This is a genomic window from Streptomyces sp. NPDC048142 (genome assembly GCF_043202835.1).
Classification (GTDB): domain Bacteria; phylum Actinomycetota; class Actinomycetes; order Streptomycetales; family Streptomycetaceae; genus Streptomyces.
Map to the genome: position 1 here is coordinate 48,601 of NZ_JBIDBC010000032.1, position 19,134 is coordinate 67,734.

Consider the following 19,134-nt stretch of genomic DNA (forward strand, 5'->3'; position numbering starts at 1 on the left):
GGCCGCGGGAGCCGGTCCGGTGGCGTGGGCGACAGGTGGGCCGCCAGGCGTATCGGAGGCGAACGCCGTGGACCGTACAGCCCGTTCATCTCCGGAGGCAGACACGGCGGGCACGGCGGCGTGCGCCCCGGAAGCAGGCACAGCGGGCCGCACCGCCTTCATCCCGGAAGCAGACGCGGCGGGCACCACGGCGGGCGCCCCGAAAGCAGGCGTCTCGGACAGCGCGGCGCGCGTACCGGAGACAAACGCGTCAGGCGTCCCGGCGCACCCCCCGGAAACGGGCGCGGCGGGCGGCACCTCGCGCGCCCCGCGAGCGGGCGCGGCAGCTCGGTCCGGCGTTTCGGGCATGGCGGTGCGCTCCTTCACATGTGCGGCGGCGGGGCGAGGGTGAAGTCCTGTGGAGCGGCGGGTGGTCGGGAGCGCCAGCCCCGCGCGAGCGCCGCGGCCGCGAACCGCGGGCAGCCGAAGTAGCCGAATGCCGCAGGGGAATTGGGAATCAGCCCGGAGACCAGGACGCGGGCGACGCGCAGCGTGGTCTCGGCGACGTCCTCCGTGGTGAGGTCCGCGGTGATCACCCGGTGCCCCCCGGCGGCGAGCGCCGCATCGAGCGCGGCACGGCCGCCCGGGGCGATCTCGGTGACCGGAACCGTACCGAGGGCGGGTTCGGTGAAGCGGCGGGCGAGCGGGGCCATCCGGTCGTCCAGCCAGACCTGGACATGGGCGCCGAGGTCGCGGACGGAGGCGAACTCGGGTCCGCAGTCGTCGAGGTAGCGCCGGTCGGCGCGGTGGTCGAGGTACAGGCCGCGGGCGAGCATCCCGGCTTCCACCGCCCGGTACACCCAGCCGTCGGCGTCCACCGCCCCCTGGGTGAACACCCAGGTGTGCACGGCCTCCAGTACGGCCTTGCGGGCCGCCTCCGCCGGGTCGTACCGGCAGGCGAACCCTGCCGCGTATATGCCGCGCCCGGGGTCGTGCACGAGGGCCGCCACGCAGGGGGCGAACTCGGAGGGCATCTCCACGATGTGCACGTCCAGCCCGCAGCCGGCCAGGTCCTCCGTGAGCCCGGGGACGCTCGCCGGGTCGATGCCCCGGGTGGGCCCGTCCAGGTGCCACCACAGCTCCAGCGCGTCGCGCTCGACGACTTCGAGGAGCCCGCGCTCGACGGCGTCGTCGAGGCCCTGGCCGGTGGCGATGCCCGCGTAGTTGAGGTGGTGGGTGCGGGGCAGCGAACGCAGTTCACCCTGACGCCAGTTGAGGTGGGTCAGTGCGACGGGAGCCCAGCAGGGCTCCCCGTTCTCGGTGGCCCGGGTCCACAGCGCAGGTGTGTCGGGGGTGAGTTCGGCGTACGGGAATCCCGGGCGGCCGTACTGCCAGGGGGCGTACGCCGGCAGAGCGCCGGGCCCGTAGAGGCGGTGGCCCTCGGCGGCCAGTTCGGCGGCGGTGGCCCGCCGGGGCTCCTGGGGGCTGCCGGGCGGCGGGAGGCGGTTGCCGCAGTAGCGCTCGACGGCCTCGGCGACGGCCGCGATCCACGCGCCCCGGGGGTCGCCGAACGTGGTGCCGAGCGAGACCCGGTCGGCGGGCCAGGCGCCGAGGCGGCGGGCGTCGGCGACGTCCGCGGTCATCGCGGTGTAGCGGGGCGGCGCACCGGTGGGGTGTTCTACGGGTGCGACGTCGCGGATGATCCCGCTGACGGGGTCGACGAGGGCTTCGATGGGCAGGGCGCTGGTCAACGGCATATCTCCGGTACGGGCTCGACGTAGCGGCGTCGGGCGACGACGGGCAGGTGGAGGGCGCTGCCCCGGGGGTTCACGGTGCGGCGGGACGGGACGAGCCGGGTGGCCGTGACCGGGTCCTCTCCGGTGTGCGGGTTGCGGGCGTGGGCGGGGAAGTGGTGTCCGGCGATCTCGGCCCGCAACCGGGTCCCGGCGGGCAGCCGGCGGCCCAGCGTGCCGAGCGGCACGGTGATGTCCGCGGCTTCGCCGGGCGGGCCGGTGCGCCGGACGATGCCGAAAGCGAGCGGATCCGCACGGCCGGCCGGGTCGAGTGCGGTCAGGCGTACGGCCCAGTCGGCACAGGGTGTGTCGGCCGTGACGTTGATCCGGGCGACGGCGGCTCCCGCCAGGTCGAGCGGGCGGGGCAGCGGCGGCGAGAGGAGCAGACAGCGGTCGGCACGGTCCTCGCCGGCCGGGACGGCGAGGTCGTCGGAGCGCACGGGGTGGTCCGGGTCCGCGCTGAACTCGGCTCCGTGGAGCAGCCGTAGACCGGTGGGCGAGCCGAAGGGCCAGGCGACGGGACCGGCCGGTTCGGTGTCCGGGGGCGGGAGGTGGGCCGGGGCATGGGTGTGGGCAGGGGCGGGGGCCGTGCGGCGGTCCCGGTGGTCGCGGTGGTCGCCCGGTGACGGATCCGGGACGGCTCCAGCGCTCATGGCCAGAAGCCGCCCGGCATCCGACCGCTTCAGCCCCTCCAGCCCCTCCGATCGCTCTGGTCCCTCCGACCGCTCGCACCTCTCGGGCCTCTGCGGCGGGGTGGCGTCGGCGGTGATCGCGGCTCGGGGGGTGCTCCGCACCCGGGTGCTGTGCCAGCGGCCGCTGTCGCCGAGGGCGATGACCCCGTGCCGCGTCGGTTCCAGACGGCCGGCGAGCGCGGCGCGGGCCCACCGTACGTACAGCGCGCCGAGGTTGATACGCGCGCGGGCCGGTGCGGACGGGTCGGCGGTGAGGCGGTGGCCCCAGGGTCCGAGCAGCAGACGGGTCGGGCCGCCCCAGCCGTGCCACAGGGCCACGGTGTCCTCGGCGAAGGGGTCACGGGTACCGCCGACGGCGAGCAGCGGAAGGCGGGCGGTGGAGCCCAGCGCGACGAGGCTGCCCCGTCCCCGGTCGGCCCAGAGCCGGGGCCAGGACGGCAGTTCGCGCCCCAGGCTCTTCGTCAGCCGCTCCGGCAGGCGGACGACCGGGAGGTGTTCGAGCAGCCGGGGGTCGTCCGCCAGCGCGCGGGCCAGCGCGTCCGGATCGGAGTCGTGACGGTCGCCGTGGGCCGCCCACCAGCCGGCTCTGGCCCACAGCCGCTCCGGTCCCCCGGGCTCGCGCGCCGTGTCGGTGAGTCCGAGCGCGGGCACGGCGACGATGACCGCGTCGGGGACTCCGTCGCGGTGTGCGTTGCCGGGGGCGTCCCGGCAAGCGCCATCGGGGGTGGCGAGCGCGATGACGAGGGCGCAGTGCGCGGCGTACGAGGCGCCTGCGGCGACGACCTCTCCGTTGCTCCACGCCTGGGCGCGTGCCCAGGCGACGGTGGCCGCGCCGTCCGTCCTCTCGTGGCCTTGGTAGGGGTGCCACTCCCCCGGTGAGCCGTGGCGCCCGCGTACGTCCTGGGCGAGGGCGGCGAATCCGTTCGCCGCCCAGCCGCGCAGCTCGGCGCGGTGGGCGTCACGCCCGTAGGGGGTTCTGATCAGGACGGCGGGACAGGGACGAGCCCCGTCCGGGAGGCATACGTCGGTGGCGAGCGCGGTGCCGTCGGGCGTGGGGACGTACACGGTGCGGGTGTTCACGGGTGCGCCTTCGTCGTCCCGGTCCCGGCGCGCGTCCCGACCCGCGTCGGGGCGGGCAGGGGTGCGACGTCCGGGACGGGGAGCACGGGGTGTTCGGTGACGGTGAGGTCGCGCAGGTCGATCCGGCGCAGCCGACGGCGCGCGGGGAGACCGGCGGCCCCGCCCGGTCCGGCTGCGACAGCGGCCCCGGCCCTCGCTTCGGCCCCGGCCCCTTCCGCTGCTGCCTGCGCCTCCGCCTGCGCTTCTGCTTCTGCTTCTGCTTCTGCTTCTGCCCAGGCGATCAGATCCGCGGTGAGGAGCGCGGCGATCAGGGCCGCTGAAGCCTCGGTGGGGTGCGGTCCGGTGTCGGGGGTGCGGTGTCCGGCCCAGTACGCGGCGAGTTCGCGATGGGCGGCGGTGGCCGCGAGCCTGCGAAGGCGGACATGCCGGGAGGTGACGTCACCCGGAGCCGCGGCGAGGGGCTCGGTCCAGCTGTGGGCGCCCTCGCGGTGGCAGCGCAGCCAGGCAACGCGCCGCGCGGGCAGCCGGTCCGCCGTGTCCCAGAGCCCTTCGGGCACGGGCGAGTCGAGGCACCACACCACGGCGACGCGTCCTTCGGTGCGGTGGCGTGGGGTCGCCCGGGTGAGTTCCGCCACGCGGTCCGGAGTGGTCAGGTGAACCTCGGCCCCTTCCGCCCCGGCGCAGCGCGCCACCGGCCCGGTGAGCACGGGGTCGCCGAGGACATGGACGGTTCGACCGGCGAGCGGGGCTCGGGCCGGGGCGGACACCGCATGTCCGCCGGCCTCGAACGCCTCGACGAGCCGGTCGAGTTCGGCGGCGTGCGGGCCCTCGCCCGGCGCCTCCTCCCCCACCAGCCGGCGCACCAGGGCCTCGCCGTCGACACCGCCGGTGTCGATGCGCAGGAACTCCCCTCCGGAGGTCCGGAGAACGGGGCCGGCACCGGGGACGGTGACGATCCCGGCGCCGGGAGCGAGTCGACTGCGGGTCACGGAATCCTCCGGTGCGGGATACGGGGACGGGATGTTCGGGGCTGAACGGGGCGGGCCCGCCCGGGATCTCACCGGGCGGGCCCGCCCCGCGCTACGCGGGGAACCTGCCGTCAGCGGCAGGCTTCGCTCACTTCTCGGCCGCGGTGTCGGCCTCGACAGCGTCGTCGAAGGGGTTCTCGACGAGGGCGTTCGAGTGGGTGGCGGACAGGTGGGCGAGCTGACCCTGGTCGGCGATCGGGCTGAACACCTTGTTGTGCTCCATGAGTTGAAGCCTCCATTCGAATCGGGTTGGTAGGTCGCGGCGTTGGCGCGTGCCGCAGCACAGACACTAATGAATATGATTTTCATTCCGCAATAGCTGGAGTGGATCGAGAGGGTGATCTGGGTAACAGACCGGCCGGCCGGCCTCGCTGTCGATCCCCACCCGGCCGTCCACGCCGAGGACTTCGGCCAGCAGGCGCCGGGTGACGACCTCCGCCGGGGGGCCGTCGGCGGCGACGCGCCCCTCGCGCAGCGCGACGATCCGGTCGGCGAACCGGGCGGCGTGATTGAGGTCGTGCAGCACCATCACCACCGTCAGCCGGCGTTCCACGCGCAGCCGTACGACGGTCTGGAGCACCTCCAGCTGGTGCCGCAGATCGAGATACGTGGTCGGCTCGTCGAGGAAGAGCACGCGGGCGTCCTGTGCCAGCGCCATGGCCAGCCGTACCCGCTGACGCTCTCCCCCGGACAGCGCGTCCACCGGCCGGTCGGCCCAGGCGGCGACGCCGACGTCCGCGAGCGCCCGGGACGTCACCTCGTCGTCGCCCTCCCGCAGCATCCCGAGCGGTCCCCGGGCGGCGTAGCGCCCCTGCCGCACAAGTTGACGCACCGTCAGCCCTGGTACGGCCGGTGCCGACTGATGGAGCAGGGCGACGCGTCGGGCGGCGGTGCGGCGGGGCAGCCGCGCCACGTCGTCGCCTTCGAGCAGGACGCGCCCGCCGCTCGGGGTGAGCAGTCCGGCGGCGAGCTTGAGGAAGGTGCTCTTGCCGCATCCGTTCAGCCCGATCAGGGCGACCAGTTCACCGGCGCGGATGCTCAGGTCCAGCCCGCGCAGCACCATGCGTCCCGGGTAACCGAACGCCAGCCCTTCCGCCCGGACCACCTCCGGGCCGAACTCCCCGCCGGACACCCCGCCCAGGTCCACGTCCGGGTCCACGCCCCGGTCCACGCCCGGGTCCGGGAAGGTTCCCTTCGCCTGGCTCTTGTCCACTTGTCCGGTCAGGCCCTTCGGCATGCCGCCCTCCTCATCCGCTCTCTCCCGCTTCCGTTGACGCGGCACATCCGCCTCTCGCCCCGTCATCGCTCGTCCGCCCGGCGCCGCGCCACGGCCATCAGCAGCCCCGCCCCCACGAAGGTCGTCAGGGCGCCGACCGGAAGGGTCAGCCGGTCCGCGTCGAACACGGTGGCCAGCAGCCGGGACAGCACTTGGGCACCGGCGTCCGCTCCGCACACCACCGCCGCACCGAGCAGCGCGGCACCCGGCAGCGTGATGCGCAGGTCGGCACCGAAGACGGCCAGCGCCAGATGGGGCACCAGCAGGCCTACGAAGCCGAGCGCGCCCACCGCCGAGACCGCGCCGGCCGTCAGCGCCACCGCGCACACGAGCGCCGCTCCCCGGCCCCGGCCGGTGGCCAGACCCGCGGCGGCGGCCTGTTCGTCGCCGCAGCGCAACAGGGTCAGCGGTCCGGCGAGCAGCCAGGCCGCCGCACCCCAGAACAGGGCCCACGGCCAGAGCAGATTCCAGTGCTGCCAGACCCGGCCCTCGGTGGAACCGATCAACCACTGGACGACGCTGCCGAGTTCGCCGGGAGCCACCAGGAGGACGACGGCGGTGAGGCCCGCGAGCACGGCGGACACGAGGACCCCGTAGACGGCGGTCTGTTCCGGGTCGCCCCGGTCCCGCCCGGCGAGCAGCCACAGCAGACCCGCTCCGGCGAAGCCGCCGAGGCAGGCGGCCACGACCACGGCTGTGGGAGACTCCCAGCCCGCGAGGCCGAGGCCGGTCGCGGCCACCGCTCCGAGCACCGCACCGGGGGTGACGCCGGTGACCTCGGGCCCGGCCAGCGGGTTGCGCAGGGCCGACTGGAGCACGAGCCCGGCCACCCCGAGACAGGCCCCGGCGACCAGCGCCACCAGCAGCCGCGGCAACCGCAGTTGGAGCACGATGTGTCCGGCGGTGGGGTCGTCGCCGATCCCGAGGAGCACAGCACGTACACCTTCGGGAGCAACGCCCCGGCCGGCGAACAGGTCGGCGCAGGCCACCACGGCGACGAGCAGCGCCAGGCCGCCCATCCGGACGCCCGGTGCGCGCAGGGCGCGGTGGCCGCGGTGGGCAGGTCCGGGCACGGTGTCGATGGGGGTCATCGTTCCGCCTTCCGCAGAACGGGAGCGGGGACGTCGACCGCACTCCCCGGTACGGACAGGGCCACGGGCCCCCGCTCCCGGGCGGGCCGCCTTCCCCGCTTCAGCAGCACGACCCCGACCGGCACCCCGACCAGGGCGGTCCAGGCGCCGACGGGCGTCTCGACCGGGGCGAGTGCCAGCCGGGCCGGCTGATCGGCGCACAGAACGACGATCGCGCCGCACACGGCGGACCGTACGAGCCACCCGGCCGCGCCTCCGTCCGGACGGAGGCGGCGGGCGAGGTGCGGGGCGAGGAAGCCGACCCACGCCACCGGCCCGCAGACCGCGACGACGGGGGCGATGAGGACGACGGCGATGCCCAGTGCGGCCACCCTCGCCCGTTCGACCCGTACGCCCAGCGCACGGGCGTCGTCGTCGCCAAGCCGCAGCACCCCGAGCACCGGCACGCACAGCACCAGCGCCGGGACGGCCACGGCGAGCCAGGGCAGCAGACCGGTGACGTCGTCCCAGGTCCGGGCGGACAGACTGCCCAGCAGATAGCGGTAGATGAGCTGGAGGTCGAGCTGGTCGGCCATGACCATGAGCACCAGCAGTCCCGCCTGGAGGGCGGCCGCGACGGCGGCTCCGGTCAGCAGGACGGCCGAGGGGCTCCGCCCGAATCCGGCGGCGACCAGGGTGAGCAGACCGCCGAGCGCCGCCCCCGCCAGGGCGAGGAACGGCTGCAGTCCGAGGGGGACGGCAAAGGCCAGGACCAGCGGCGCGGCGACCCCCAGGGCCGCCCCGGAGGAGACCCCCAGCATCTCCGGCACGGCCAGCGGGTTGCGCAGGGCCTCCTGGAGGACGAGACCCGCCGCACCCAGACAGGCGCCGGCGAGCAGCGCCAGCACCATGCGGGGCAGCCGCAGTTCGGTGACGACGAGCCCCGCGAGCCCGTCGGCCCCCAGCGTGGCCGGGAGCGCGGCGGGCGGGACGTGCGGCGTACCGAGGCTGAGCGCGCAGACCGCGCTCGCCAGGGCCGCCGCGCCCAGGCAGAGCAGCGGCACGGGCGGGCGCCTCACCGCAGCGCGGCCGTCGCCTCGTCGAGGACGAGGCCCAGGGACCGGGTGCCGCGCCCCTTGGCCCACACCTCGGAGTCGACCTCGATGACCTTGCCGTTCTTCACGGCCGGGATCCGTGACCAGAGCGGGTTCCCGGCCAGCTTGTCGGAGAGTTTGCCGTCCGGCGCGCCGAAGGAGAGGGTCTCCACGAACAGGACGTCGACGTCCCGGGCGAGGATCTCCTCCAGGCTGTAACTGCCCTCGACGCCCCGGCTCTTCCACGGGTAGTGGGAGATCTTCGGGAACAGTCCGGCCGCCACATCGGTCTCCGGGGTGGCCACGCCGAAGTTCTCGTCGCTGCCGTAGATGATCAGCGCGGTCTTGTCGCTCTTGTGCTTCTCCGCCTGTGCCAGGCGGGTGCGGAAGGTCTTCTCGGCCTTCTCGCCCTGCTCGGTGCGGCCGGTGAGCGCGGCCAGGTTCCGCAGGTAGCCGACGCTGTCCTGCCAGGATCCGGGCTGGACCGGCCAGAAGGTCGTGGCGCCCTTCAGCGCGGGGGCCAGCTTGCCGTGGGTGTCCTCCAGACCGATGACCAGATCGGGTCGGTGGGACAGGATCGCCTCGACCTCGGGGCTCAGGAAGCCGCCGGGCACGACCGGTATCTTCGCGGCCTTCTCCTCGCCCAGGAACTTCGGGTTGGCCAGCACCTGGGAGTTGGTGGCGGTGGGGGTCATGCCCAGCTCGACGAGGATGTCGTCGCAGAGGGCGACCAGGCAGACGATCTTCTCCGGCGGCTTCGGCAGGGAGACCGTGACGCCCTTGGCGTCGGTGATCCGGGTGGCGGCCTCGATGGGCCGCACCTCCGTGGCCGTACGGGCTCCGGCCTCGTTCCCCGGAGCGTCGGCCGGTCCTCCGGTGCCGGCCTCCTCGGTTCCGCAGCCGGCCAGCAGGCCTCCCAGTACGGCGATCGCGGCCCAGCGGCGGACTCTCAGCGCGGTTCGTGGCATCGACGGTCCCTCAATGTTCCTGTGCGGTCCCGGGGATGCGGCAGCGGAGGCGGCGGAGCCCCGGGAGCGACCTCCACCACAAGGCGAAACCATACACATGATTATCATTTCCATTAAAGTCGGCAAGGTTGTCGACGAGACCCGCCGGCCAACACCGGCCACCACTGCCCCGCCGGCCCCTCCGGCCCCGCCCACCCCAGGAGTTCGCCATGCCGCACACCCCACGCCCCGCTCCCGACGCGCCGCCCCGCCTCCTGGTCGCCGACCAGGTCGCGGGGCGGATCAGCCTGCTGGACCTCCCGGACGGCACGGAGCGGGCGGAGCTGAACCACCGGCACCTCGCCGAGCACGCGGGTTTCCTCGCCCTGCCGGGCGACCTCACCGCCTGCGTGGACGACCGGGCGGGTGAGCTGCTGGTGCTCGACCCCTACGGCCCCGGCGCGGGCCGGCCGCTGGTCCGGCGGCGGATACCCGTGGCGGTCCCCGCCGAGCACCTGGCGGCGGATCCGGGCGGGCGGCACCTCGCGGTGACCACCGGCCTCGGCCGCAACGAGGAGGCCTGGACCGGACTCGTGACGGCCCTCGACCTCGGCGCACCGGACGGCGCCGTCGCCGTACGCGTACGGGGGCGCACCGGTGAGCCGGGGGTCACGGTCCTCGGCGGACCGTCCCCGCTCGTGGTGCTGCGCCACCGGGAGCCGGGCGAACTGCTGACCTACCGGCACCGGGACCTGATGCGTTCGGCCCCCGCCTGCCCGCCGGCGATCCCGGTCCGGCGGATCGCCCTGCCGGACGACGACGGGCACGGCGACGCCCACGACCCGCTCACCGGGCGGGTGTTCGCCGCCGCGGGCTCGGGGGTGCACCGGGCACGGCGGGAGGGGGACGGCCTCGCACCCGAGGCTCCGCTGCCCTGGTCCGCCGACGGGCGCTCCGGCGGGCGCGGCTACTACCTGCGGCTCGACCCCGTGCGGCGCGTGCTCTGGTCCTGCGTACGCGGCGGACCGGGCGACCCCGGGCAGTGGCCGGACTGGTCCAACGACGCCTGGTGGCACCACCTCGACACGGGCGTCACGGGGCGGCTGGACCTGGGCCCCGGGCTGGTCTTCCGGCTCGCGGTGACGGCCCGCCACATCGCGTACACCCGGGTCCACCCGGACGGCGACGAGCTCGTCCTGCTCACCGCGCCCCCGGCCGCCGGAACCCGCCCCGAAGTCGGTGCGCGGCTGCCCCTGCCCGCCATGTCCGGTGCGCCACGGCGCGGCGGAACACCCTGGGACGGCGTGCAGCGGCGGGCTGTCGCCGCCTCCCCCGGCGGGGGTCTGGTCGCGGTGAGCCGGGGAGGGCATGGGGAGGTCCACGTCTTCGACGCGGACCGGGCGGCCCAGGTCACGACCCTGACCGTCCCGACGCCCCTGGACGACGGCGGCCATCTCGCGCTCGTCACCCCCGGGGACGGAGCGCACGCCGACCCGGTCGGCCGCTGAGAACGACGTCGCGGGTGGTGACGCGGCGGGACCGCCGCGCCACCACCCGCCGCCCCTGGCGCGCTCAGCCCCGGGTCACCGGGACAGCGGCCGGCGTGTCACCAGGAGGACTTGGTGACGCCCGGGAGGAATCCCGCGTGGGCCTGCTCGCGCATCCGGACCCGGGAGAGGCCGAACCTGCGCAGATACCCCCGGGGCCTGCCGTCGACGCTGTCCCGGTTGCGGACCCGTGTGGCACTGGCGTCGCGCGGCTGACGCCGCAACTCCTCGACGGCGGCGACACGCTCACCCTCCGGCGTACCGGGCCGGCGGATGATCTCCTTGAGCTCGGCCCTGCGGGCGGCGTAGCGGTCGACGATCGTCCGGCGCCTGTCGTTCCGCGCGATCTTGCTCTTCTTCGCCATCAGACCTTCCCTCCCCGCGCACGGATCCGCGCGACCGCGGCTTCGATGCCGATGCTGTCGATGGCCTTGATCGCCCGAGCGCTCAGCGTCAGGCGCACATACCGGCCCTCACCGGGCAGCCAATACCGCTTGCGCTGGATATTCGGGTCGAACCGGCGGGACGTCCGGCGGTGCGAGTGGGAGATGTTGTTGCCGAATCCCGGCTTCGCGCCGGTCAGTTGGCAATGGGCGGACATGAAAGTTACCTGCCTCTCCTTCGACGTATCCATTATTGAAAATGGAAACCATTGCCATATAGTAGCGCCCATGGCTCACAACGAAGTACGCCCGATCATCAAGCTCCGCTCCACCGCGGGGACCGGCTACACCTACGTCACCCGCAAGAACCGGCGGAACGACCCCGACCGGATGGTGCTGCGCAAGTACGACCCGGTCGCCCGCCGCCATGTCGACTTCCGCGAGGAGCGCTGAGGCCCGCCCGGCCCCCGCCCGCCTCCCCCGAAACACCCAGCACACCCAGAACACCCGGCACACCCGCCTCCCCAGGCACCCCCCTGAAGCCCAACCCCTAGGACACCGCCATGAAGCCCGGAATCCACCCCTCGTACGGCCCCGTCGTCTTCCGCGACAAGGCCGCCGACTTCGCGTTCCTGACCCGCTCGACCATGACCAGCGACCGCACCGTCGCATGGGAGGACGGCAACACCTACCCGGTGGTCGACGTGGAGATCTCCTCCGCGAGCCACCCCTTCTACACCGGCACCGCCCGCGTCCTGGACACCGCCGGACGCGTGGAGCGCTTCGAGCGCCGCTACGGGCGCGGTGGGGACCGGTGAGCGAGCGCCGGACGAAACTGCCCGTCGTCATCGTCTGCGGCCTGCACTCCGAGGCGCGCCGCGAAGTGGTGGAAGGGCTGCTGCGGGACGTTCCGCACAGTGTCGCGCTGCACCACGACCTGTCGACAGCCACCGGTGGAACGGTCCGCCGCTCCCTGCGGGACGCCGGTGGTGAGCTGGCTTCCGGCGAAGCGCCGCTGGTCAACGAATGCACCTGCTGCGCCCTGCGCGAGGACCTCGTCCCCGAACTCGAACGGCTCGCGGGGGACGGGCTGACCCGCCTCGCCGTCCTGGAGCTCTGGGACTCCGTCGAGCCGAAGTCCATGGCCGAGGTGATCGCCGCGCACACCACCGCCGCCGAGGTGACCAACGTGTTCGCGGCGGTCGACCCCACCCTCGTCCTGCCCTGCCTCTCCAACGGCGACGATCTGGCCGAGGCCGGTCTCGCGGCGGCGCCGGGCGACCAGCGGACCATCGGCGACACCTGGGCCCGGCAGGTGGAGTACGCACCCGTCCTGGCCGTGGCGCCGAGCCCGGCGGCCGACGACGAGGACCGGGCGCTGATCCGGCAGCTCAACCCGACGGCCCGTCAGGCCGCCTCTGGTTCGGCAGAGTTGGCGCGCCTCGTGTTCGCCGGATTCGACGTGGAGGCAGCGGACGCGGGCCAGCACCCGGCCTGCGCGCTGCTGCCGCAGGAGGCGGAGGAGGCCGGGGTGGGCACGCTCGTCTGGCGGCGGCACCGGCCCTTCCACCCCGAGCGCCTCCTGGACGCGCTGGAGGACCTGAGCTGCGCGGCGGCCCGCAGCCGGGGCCGGTTCTGGCTCGCGGACCGGCCCGACACCCTGCTCTCCTGGGACGCCGCGGGCGGCGCTCTCTGCGTGGAGAACAGCGGGCCCTGGCTCGCCTCGCTCCCGGACGCCGCCTGGTCGATGGTGCCGCCCTACCGGCGGGCGGCCGCCGCGCTGGACTGGCATCCCGAGCACGGTGACTGCTGCCAGCACCTGGTCTTCGTCTCCCCCGGCCTCGACCGCGACGGCCTGACCGGGCTGCTGGACTCCTGCCTGCTCACGGACGAGGAGTACGGCTCCGGCCGGGAGGCGTGGAAGAACCTGCCCGCCGCGTTCGACGCACTCCTCGACCCGGTCCACTGACCCCGCCCGTACCGCCCGCTCCCCCGGTTCCGTACCCCGTGAACCCGTAACCCCGTCCCCACCGACCGCGCACCCTCCACACCGAGCACACCGAGCACACCGAGCACACCGAGCACACCGAACACACCAAGCACACCGAACACACCAAGCACGAGGAAGCCTCATGGCACGTCAGCAGGACCCGCGCAAGCCGCTCAAGAGCCGGCCGAACCCCCTGGTCGCCGCCAGGATCACGTACATCGACTACAAGGACACCGATCTGCTGCGGAGGTTCATCTCCGACCGGGGGAAGATCCGCAGCCGCCGGGTCACCCGGATCAGCGCCCAGCAGCAGCGTCAGATGGCCGCGGCCATCAAGAACGCGCGCGAGATGGCCCTGCTGCCGCACTCCGGATCCGCGACGGGCAAGTAGCGCGCGACGCCCCCGCCCTCTGGAATGCACCCTGCGGCGGGGGCGCGCCCGCGGCCCGGGACGCAACACGGCGGCAGCCCGGGAACCTCGGACGCATGGGCAGCGGCATCCCCGGGGAGCGAACCGACCGGGGCGGGTCGCTGCCGGCCGCGGCGGGAACGGCTGGGGCGACCACATGGCTCCCGGTCGTCGTGGACGGGGGGCGTGTGCGGGGCACGCCGGGCGGGGCGGGACTCCGGACGCGGTCGGCGGGACGGTGCGGTGCTCCGTCACCCCGGCGTCGGCACGCCCCGGTGGATCAGAAGGCGAAGACGGCGTTGTCGTTCATGCTGCCCGCCATCTCGCAGGCGTTGCCGTACGTGGTGCTGAACTCGACCGGCTTGCCCTCCCAGACGCCGTGGGCGGTCACCACGACCGGGTCCCACTGACGGGTACAGGTCCGGTTCGACGGACCGGCGGTCAGTTCGGAGAACTCCCCCTGGACCGCGGCCAGTTCCTTGCAGGCCGCAGCGGGAGCGGGGTGTGTTCCCTCGGCGGTGGGGGCGCAGGCGAGCGTGACGGCCCGCTCCACGGTGGCGGTCAGCGGGTCGTCTCCGCGGGCGACGGTGAGGACGAGCGCGGAGGGTGCGTAGAGGCTCTGCCCCTTCGCCGGTGCGGCCTGCGCGGTGGCGGTCGCGAAACCACCGAGCAGAAGGGTGCTCGCCGTGACGATTGCGAAGATGGCGTGATGATTGCGTCGCATCGGTGAAACTCCTCGGTCGGGTGCCTGATTGCGGTCAGGAGTCTTACGCACGCGGAAAGTAAGCGCACATCGACGGCCAGCTTCCAGCCGCGGACGGACGTTCGAACCGACCGAATGGTCATTCGGGCAGCTCAGAGGCCTCGCGCGAGTCGTCCAACATATGGACAGACCCTGGCGGTTCAATCCGAAACAACCGCCTGACCTGCGGATACGCCGGAATGATCCTATGCACCGAACCGCCCCTTCGGCCGGAAAGTACCGCCACCCGAGGGGCATCGCGCGAGACCGAAGCCCGGCCGCACCTCGACAGCGGCCGGCGCCCGGCCGCCGGTCGGTCACCCCCGGCCACCCTCGACCGGCGAGCGCCCGAAGGTCACACGGAGGACACAATTCCGGATACCTCTTGACCAAGGAAATTTAGGTGAGGCTAACCTCACCCTCGTGATCGCTCCTGCCCTCGACCGAGAAGACCCACCGCCGCGCCGGCGCTCCACGCCCGCTGCCGGTGACCCCGCCATGACCGCCGGCGCCGAGCCCCGCGCGGCCGTGTCCTGCGCGGCGCTCGAACCCGGCGCCGGCCTCCACGCCCGCGACATGACGATCGCGTACGACCGTACCGACGTCGTGCACGGGGCCGACCTCCGGCTGCCGCGCGGTCGCGTCACCGCGCTCATCGGGCCGAACGGCAGCGGGAAGTCCACCCTGTTGCGAGCCGTGGCCCGGCTGCACAAGGCCCGTACCGGCACGGTGACCGTGGCGGCCCAGGCCGAGGACGCCGGGCCCGTCGACGCCCTCGCCCTCTCGCGCTCCGACTTCGCCCGCCGCGTCACCCTGCTCGCGCAGAGCCGGACCGCGCCGGCCGGTCTCAGCGTGCGCGACGTGGTCGGATTCGGCCGGCACCCCTACCGGGGCCGGGTCCGGGGGAACGACCCGGACGGCGCCCGGATGGTCGAGCACGCGCTGACCGTCACCAACCTCGCCGAGCTCGCCGACCGCGGGGTGGAGAGCCTCTCCGGCGGGCAGTTGCAACGCGTCTGGTTCGCCTGCTGCCTGGCCCAGGACACCGACGTACTCCTTCTCGACGAGCCGACGACCTATCTCGACCTGCGCTACCAGGTGGAGATCCTCGACCTCGTCCGCGATCTCGCCGACACCCACGGTGTCACCGTCGGGGTCGTGCTGCACGACCTGGACCAGGCCGCCGCCGTGGCCGACCAGGTCGTTCTCCTCTCGTCCGGGCGGATCGTCTCCGCGGGCACGCCCGCCGAGGTGTACACCCCCGAGCGGCTCAGCGACGCCTACGGCATCCGCATCGATGTCGAACCCGACTCCGCCACCGGCGTCCCGCGCACCCGCGCGGTCGGCCGCCACCACCTCCGTTCCGAAAGGCCCTGAACTCCCTCATGAAGAACCAGCACCTGACGTGGCCCGCCCTCGCCGCCGCGGCCGCGCTCGCCCTCACGGCCTGCGGCACCACCGAGGCACCGGAGAAGGAGTCCGCCGGGGACAGCGCGGTGACCGTCACCGACTCCCGCGGCAAGAAGATCACGCTCGACGGGCCGGCCAAGCGTGTCGTCGGCACCGAGTGGAACGTCGTCGAGACGCTCGTCACGCTGGGCGTCCAGCCGGTCGGCGTGGCCGACGTCAAGGGCTACACCGCGTACGACAAGGCCGCGCCGCTCACCAAGGGCGTCAAGGACATAGGCACCCGGGGCGAGCCCAGCGTCGCCACCGTCGCCGGCCTCAAGCCCGACCTCATCATCGCCACCACCGACCTGTCCGACTCCGCCATCGCGCAGCTGTCCAAGGCCGCCCCGGTCGCGGTGGTCCGCTCGGCCGACGCGAGCCGGCAGATCGACCAGATGACCGACACCGTCGAACTCATCGGCCGGGCCACCGGCACCGAGGACAAGGCCGAGTCCGAGGTCGAATCCTTCCGCAAGGCGGTCGCGGACGGGAAGAAGAAGCTCGCGGACGCCGGTTTCGACGGCGAGAAGGTCGCCTTCGCCGACGGCTGGCAGGAGGGCAACCAGGTCTCGGTGCGCCCGTACACCAAGGGCTCGCTGCTCTCCGACGTGAACACCGAGCTCGGCCTCGTCGACCCGTGGAAGCTGGAGGGCGACAAGGCCTACGGCCTGGCCGCGACCGATGTCGAGGGCCTCACCAAGATCGGCGACGCGCAGTTCGCCTACATCGCCAACGACTCCGACGGCGGCGACCCGTTCGCCGAAGGCCTCAAGGACAACGCGGTGTGGAAGTCCCTCCCGTTCGTCAAGAACGACGAGGTCCACCGCCTGCCCGACGGCATCTGGATGTTCGGCGGCACCGCGTCGATGCGCGAGTACATCGACGCCCTCGTCGGCGCGCTGACCGCCTGACGATGAGCACACGCACCACATCCGCCCCGCCCGCCCCCGTGAAGACGGTGGCGGGCGCGGCCGGTCCGGCCGGGGGCGGGTCCCCGGTGGCGGCCGGCCCGCCGACCCGCCGCGGCAGGATGTTCCTCCTCACGCTCGCCGCGCTCCTCGCCCTGGCCGCCCTCGCGACCGTGCACGTGAGCCAGGGCACCGCCGCCGTCGATCTGCACACGCTCTGGCAACTGGCCACCGGGGCCGCCTCGGACCGGAGTGCCGACGAGCAGACGGCCGCCGTGGTCCTGGACTCCCGGCTGCCCCGGCTCGCCGCGGGGCTCCTCGTCGGCTGCGCGCTCGGCGCTGCGGGCGCGGCCCTCCAGTCGGTGTCGCGCAACATGCTGGCCTCCCCCGACACACTCGCCGTGAACGCGGGCGCGTATCTCGCGGTGGTCACGGTCGCCGCGTTCGGCATCACGCTGCCCGCGCTGCCGGCCGGGGCCACGGCGTTCCTCGGCGGGCTGCTGGCGGCGGGTGTCGTCCTCGGCCTGTCGCGGGCGGGGGCCGGACCGATCCGGCTGGTGCTGGCGGGGTCGGCGCTCACCCTCGCCCTGTCCGGGCTGAGTGGAATGCTGCTGCTCCTGCGCTCCCAGCAGACGACCGGGCTGTTCGCCTGGGGCAACGGTTCGCTCGCCCAGATCGGCATGCAGTCCATCGACCGGCTCGCCCCGGTCGCGCTCCTCGCGTTCGCCGGGCTCATGCTGCTGGGCCGGCGGCTGGACATCCTGGCCCTCGGCGACGACGGGGCCGCGGTCGTGGGGGTGAGCCCCCGGCTGACCCGCAGCACCGCCGTCGTTCTCGCGGTGCTGCTGGCGGCGGTGTCCGTGGCGGTCGCGGGGCCGGTCGGCTTCGTCGGCCTGTGCGCGCCCGCCGTGGTCCGGCTGCTCAGCACGTGGATCCCGGGCCTGGTCCGGCACCACGCGTTCATCCCCGCGTCGGCGCTCGCGGGGGTGCTCGTGGTGCTCGGCGCGGATGTGATGCTGCGCGCGGTGTTCGGCGCCCAGGCGGGGGCCGAGGTGCCCACCGGCATCGTCACGACCTGCTTCGGCGCGCTCGTGCTGGTCTTCATGGCCTACCGGTCGCGCGACATGGGCACGGACAGCGGCTCGACGGCGTTCGCCCGGCTGCGCAGTCGGCGGGCGTTCGTCCTCACGCTGGTGGCTACGGTCGTGGGGCTGCTCGGCGCGGTGATGGCGGCGACGCTCTTCGGCGACGCGACGCTGCTCCTGGGCGATGTGGGCAACTGGCTCACCGGCCGGGCGGGGCAGTTCGTCGGTTACGTCCTCGACACGCGCGTCCCCCGGGTCGCCGCGGCCCTGCTGGCCGGTGCGGCGCTGGCCGTCGCGGGAGCCGTCGTCCAGGCGGTGTCGCGCAACCCGCTGGCGGAGCCGGGCGTCCTCGGCGTCGTCAGTGGGGCCGGGGTGGGGGCGGTCGCCGTCCTCACCGTCGTACCGCTGGCGAGCTTCTGGCTGATCGGCGGCTCCGCGCTGGCCGGTGCGACGGCCGCCGCCGCGCTGGTGTTCGGTCTCGCCGCACGCCGCGGGCTGGAACAGAACCGGCTGGTGCTGATCGGCATCGGCGTCCAGGCGGGCGCGGGCGCGTTCGTGAGTCTGCTGATCGTGCTCACCGACCCGTACAACGAGACGAAGGCACTGGCCTGGCTGGGCGGATCGACGTACGGGCGGACGTTCCCCGAGCTGATCCCGGTGCTGGTGGGCCTGGTCGTCGCGCTGCCCGTCCTTGCGCTGATGCGCCGCGAGCTGGACCTGATCGGGCTGGACGACGAGACGCCCGCCCTGCTCGGCGTACGGATCGGCGCGACCCGGCTGGCGCTGCTGAGCCTGGCCGTCCTCCTGACGGCGGGTGCCGTGGCGGCGGTCGGCGTGATCGGGTTCGTCGGCCTCGTCGCCCCGCACGCGGCACGCGCCCTGGTGGGCCGGCGTCATGTCCGGGTCATTCCGGTGAGCGCGCTCCTCGGCGCACTGCTGGTGGTCGTGTCCGACCTGGTCGGCCGGGCGGTCATCGCCCCGGCGCAGATCCCGGTCGGACTGCTGACGGCCGTGATCGGCGCCCCGTACTTCATCTGGCTGCTCTGGCGGTCGCGGCGCGAGGGGTGAACACGGAGCTGCCCGGGGCGACTACATCTTCGTCGTCCGTCTCGACGGCTCGCTGCGCGCCATGAGCGTCGACGACCTGGAGGTGATCGAGGGCTACCCGGGTCACACGTCGCCGGCCGAGAAGAAGCCCGTGCTGATGGCGGGCGAATTCGACGTCGGTGCGGCCGGTCTGATCACCCGGGTCAGGAACTTCTCCGGCCACTACATGCCGCAGCAGAAGGAAGGATTCACCTCGCTCAAGGACATCACCCAGGCGGCCTTCCTGGGGCACGGCTGGGTGCTCCCGGACAAGGCGTGGACGCTTTACGTCGAGAAGAACCCCTGATCCGCTCCCGCCCCGCAGGGGACGGCCCACGTCGGCCGTCCCCTGCGGGCCCGACCCGCACGACGACTCCTCCCGATACGGTGTCACCGATGGATCCCTCGACCTGTCCAGGCCCCGATGTCCTCCTGGCACGACTCGCGTGGGCTGGACGTCAGCCCTCCCCCGAGCATCCCCCGAGCGAGGCGTACCTGCACGACATCGCCGTACGGGCCGGTCTCCGTGACCACGACATCTTCCTCGTCGCCGGACTGCCGCTGCCCGAGGGCGCG

General features: G+C 73.9%; 20 protein-coding genes. 9 read left to right on the forward strand and 11 right to left on the reverse strand.

The genetic code is table 11. The annotated features are described in order from the left end of the window. Positions 1-362 precede the first annotated feature (362 nt). The 8 genes from ACGF2Y_RS30110 to ACGF2Y_RS30145 form a co-directional block, all read right to left on the reverse strand. Positions 363-1,730: a YcaO-like family protein gene (locus ACGF2Y_RS30110; protein WP_392954059.1), complete on the reverse strand. Its 1,368-nt coding sequence runs from the start codon at positions 1,728-1,730 to the stop codon at positions 363-365. Continuing rightward, entirely contained in the window at positions 1,727-3,544 is a 1,818-nt protein-coding gene (locus tag ACGF2Y_RS30115) for a CocE/NonD family hydrolase (RefSeq protein WP_392953972.1), read from the reverse strand. The genes ACGF2Y_RS30110 and ACGF2Y_RS30115 overlap by 4 nt, the downstream gene beginning before the upstream one ends. Further along, a complete protein-coding gene (locus tag ACGF2Y_RS30120) occupies positions 3,541-4,533 on the reverse strand; it encodes a hypothetical protein (RefSeq protein ID WP_392953974.1) in 993 nt (330 codons plus the stop codon). Before ACGF2Y_RS30120 ends, ACGF2Y_RS30115 begins: the two co-directional genes overlap by 4 nt. A gap of 127 nt (positions 4,534-4,660) precedes the next feature. After that, a complete protein-coding gene (gene amiA, locus ACGF2Y_RS30125; RefSeq protein ID WP_257136712.1) occupies positions 4,661-4,795 on the reverse strand; it encodes a streptamidine family RiPP in 135 nt (44 codons plus the stop codon). Positions 4,796-4,861: 66 nt separating this feature from the next. Next, the gene (locus ACGF2Y_RS30130) at positions 4,862-5,635 is read right to left on the reverse strand and encodes an ABC transporter ATP-binding protein (protein ID WP_392954062.1); all 774 of its coding nucleotides are present in this window, start codon (positions 5,633-5,635) and stop codon (positions 4,862-4,864) included. A 236-nt stretch (positions 5,636-5,871) separates the two neighbouring features. Continuing rightward, complete coding sequence (locus ACGF2Y_RS30135) at positions 5,872-6,939, reverse strand: FecCD family ABC transporter permease (protein ID WP_392953977.1); 1,068 nt, start codon at positions 6,937-6,939, stop codon at positions 5,872-5,874. After that, on the reverse strand, positions 6,936-7,997 hold the full coding sequence (locus ACGF2Y_RS30140) for a FecCD family ABC transporter permease (protein WP_392953980.1): 1,062 nt from the start codon (positions 7,995-7,997) through the stop codon (positions 6,936-6,938). Before ACGF2Y_RS30140 ends, ACGF2Y_RS30135 begins: the two co-directional genes overlap by 4 nt. After that, complete coding sequence (locus ACGF2Y_RS30145) at positions 7,994-8,980, reverse strand: ABC transporter substrate-binding protein (protein WP_392953983.1); 987 nt, start codon at positions 8,978-8,980, stop codon at positions 7,994-7,996. The genes ACGF2Y_RS30140 and ACGF2Y_RS30145 overlap by 4 nt, the downstream gene beginning before the upstream one ends. Before the next feature lie 209 nt (positions 8,981-9,189). Here ACGF2Y_RS30145 and ACGF2Y_RS30150 point away from each other — a divergent pair, with 209 nt between their 5' ends. Then, a complete protein-coding gene (locus tag ACGF2Y_RS30150) occupies positions 9,190-10,467 on the forward strand; it encodes a hypothetical protein (protein WP_392953986.1) in 1,278 nt (425 codons plus the stop codon). Positions 10,468-10,565: 98 nt separating this feature from the next. On the opposite strand, the gene rpsN is transcribed toward ACGF2Y_RS30150, so the two are convergent. After that, entirely contained in the window at positions 10,566-10,871 is a 306-nt protein-coding gene (rpsN, locus tag ACGF2Y_RS30155; RefSeq protein WP_392953989.1) for a 30S ribosomal protein S14, read from the reverse strand. Beyond that, entirely contained in the window at positions 10,871-11,107 is a 237-nt protein-coding gene (gene rpmB, locus ACGF2Y_RS30160; protein ID WP_392954065.1) for a 50S ribosomal protein L28, read from the reverse strand. The genes rpsN and rpmB overlap by 1 nt, the downstream gene beginning before the upstream one ends. 70 nt (positions 11,108-11,177) lie before the next feature. On the opposite strand from rpmB, the gene rpmG reads away from it, so the two are divergent. The 4 genes from rpmG (at position 11,178) to rpsR (ending at position 13,270) form a co-directional block, all read left to right on the forward strand. Continuing rightward, positions 11,178-11,342 carry a 50S ribosomal protein L33 gene (rpmG, locus tag ACGF2Y_RS30165; protein WP_392953992.1) on the forward strand — a complete coding sequence of 55 codons (165 nt, stop codon included), beginning with the start codon at positions 11,178-11,180 and terminating at the stop codon, positions 11,340-11,342. A gap of 110 nt (positions 11,343-11,452) precedes the next feature. Then, positions 11,453-11,707, forward strand: coding sequence for a type B 50S ribosomal protein L31 (locus ACGF2Y_RS30170; protein WP_392953995.1), 255 nt, complete (start codon positions 11,453-11,455; stop codon positions 11,705-11,707). After that, positions 11,704-12,858 carry a CobW family GTP-binding protein gene (locus ACGF2Y_RS30175; protein ID WP_392953998.1) on the forward strand — a complete coding sequence of 385 codons (1,155 nt, stop codon included), beginning with the start codon at positions 11,704-11,706 and terminating at the stop codon, positions 12,856-12,858. Before ACGF2Y_RS30170 ends, ACGF2Y_RS30175 begins: the two co-directional genes overlap by 4 nt. Positions 12,859-13,021: 163 nt before the next feature. Continuing rightward, positions 13,022-13,270, forward strand: a complete 249-nt coding sequence (rpsR, locus tag ACGF2Y_RS30180; protein WP_392954001.1) for a 30S ribosomal protein S18 — start codon at positions 13,022-13,024, stop codon at positions 13,268-13,270. 298 nt (positions 13,271-13,568) lie between these two features. Here rpsR and ACGF2Y_RS30185 read toward each other — a convergent pair whose 3' ends face one another. Then, positions 13,569-14,012, reverse strand: a complete 444-nt coding sequence (locus ACGF2Y_RS30185; protein WP_392954003.1) for a subtilase-type protease inhibitor — start codon at positions 14,010-14,012, stop codon at positions 13,569-13,571. A 594-nt stretch (positions 14,013-14,606) separates the two neighbouring features. Here ACGF2Y_RS30185 and ACGF2Y_RS30190 point away from each other — a divergent pair. The 4 genes from ACGF2Y_RS30190 (at position 14,607) to ACGF2Y_RS30205 (ending at position 18,865) form a co-directional block, all read left to right on the forward strand. Further along, positions 14,607-15,407 (forward strand): ABC transporter ATP-binding protein, encoded by an 801-nt coding sequence (locus ACGF2Y_RS30190; protein ID WP_392954067.1) that lies wholly within the window; start codon positions 14,607-14,609, stop codon positions 15,405-15,407. Between the two features lie 8 nt (positions 15,408-15,415). Further along, entirely contained in the window at positions 15,416-16,390 is a 975-nt protein-coding gene (locus tag ACGF2Y_RS30195) for an iron-siderophore ABC transporter substrate-binding protein (RefSeq protein WP_392954006.1), read from the forward strand. Between the two features lie 2 nt (positions 16,391-16,392). Next, the gene (locus tag ACGF2Y_RS30200; protein WP_392954009.1) at positions 16,393-18,540 is read left to right on the forward strand and encodes an iron ABC transporter permease; all 2,148 of its coding nucleotides are present in this window, start codon (positions 16,393-16,395) and stop codon (positions 18,538-18,540) included. Between the two features lie 61 nt (positions 18,541-18,601). Further along, positions 18,602-18,865: a hypothetical protein gene (locus ACGF2Y_RS30205; RefSeq protein WP_392954011.1), complete on the forward strand. Its 264-nt coding sequence runs from the start codon at positions 18,602-18,604 to the stop codon at positions 18,863-18,865. Positions 18,866-19,134: the final 269 nt, after the last annotated feature.

What these genes read in the sequence shown, in the direction of transcription:
- amiA (WP_257136712.1), bottom strand. Translation starts at nt 4,795, where the DNA reads ATGGAGCACAACAAGGTGTTCAGCCCGATCGCCGACCAGGGTCAGCTC.
- ACGF2Y_RS30130 (WP_392954062.1), bottom strand. Translation starts at nt 5,635, where the DNA reads ATGGTGCTGCGCGGGCTGGACCTGAGCATCCGCGCCGGTGAACTGGTC.
- ACGF2Y_RS30135 (WP_392953977.1), bottom strand. Translation starts at nt 6,939, where the DNA reads ATGACCCCCATCGACACCGTGCCCGGACCTGCCCACCGCGGCCACCGC.
- ACGF2Y_RS30145 (WP_392953983.1), bottom strand. Translation starts at nt 8,980, where the DNA reads ATGCCACGAACCGCGCTGAGAGTCCGCCGCTGGGCCGCGATCGCCGTA.
- ACGF2Y_RS30150 (WP_392953986.1), top strand. Translation starts at nt 9,190, where the DNA reads ATGCCGCACACCCCACGCCCCGCTCCCGACGCGCCGCCCCGCCTCCTG.
- rpsN (WP_392953989.1), bottom strand. Translation starts at nt 10,871, where the DNA reads ATGGCGAAGAAGAGCAAGATCGCGCGGAACGACAGGCGCCGGACGATC.
- rpmB (WP_392954065.1), bottom strand. Translation starts at nt 11,107, where the DNA reads ATGTCCGCCCATTGCCAACTGACCGGCGCGAAGCCGGGATTCGGCAAC.
- rpmG (WP_392953992.1), top strand. Translation starts at nt 11,178, where the DNA reads ATGGCTCACAACGAAGTACGCCCGATCATCAAGCTCCGCTCCACCGCG.
- ACGF2Y_RS30170 (WP_392953995.1), top strand. Translation starts at nt 11,453, where the DNA reads ATGAAGCCCGGAATCCACCCCTCGTACGGCCCCGTCGTCTTCCGCGAC.
- rpsR (WP_392954001.1), top strand. Translation starts at nt 13,022, where the DNA reads ATGGCACGTCAGCAGGACCCGCGCAAGCCGCTCAAGAGCCGGCCGAAC.
- ACGF2Y_RS30185 (WP_392954003.1), bottom strand. Translation starts at nt 14,012, where the DNA reads ATGCGACGCAATCATCACGCCATCTTCGCAATCGTCACGGCGAGCACC.
- ACGF2Y_RS30190 (WP_392954067.1), top strand. Translation starts at nt 14,607, where the DNA reads ATGACGATCGCGTACGACCGTACCGACGTCGTGCACGGGGCCGACCTC.
- ACGF2Y_RS30195 (WP_392954006.1), top strand. Translation starts at nt 15,416, where the DNA reads ATGAAGAACCAGCACCTGACGTGGCCCGCCCTCGCCGCCGCGGCCGCG.
- ACGF2Y_RS30200 (WP_392954009.1), top strand. Translation starts at nt 16,393, where the DNA reads ATGAGCACACGCACCACATCCGCCCCGCCCGCCCCCGTGAAGACGGTG.
- ACGF2Y_RS30205 (WP_392954011.1), top strand. Translation starts at nt 18,602, where the DNA reads ATGAGCGTCGACGACCTGGAGGTGATCGAGGGCTACCCGGGTCACACG.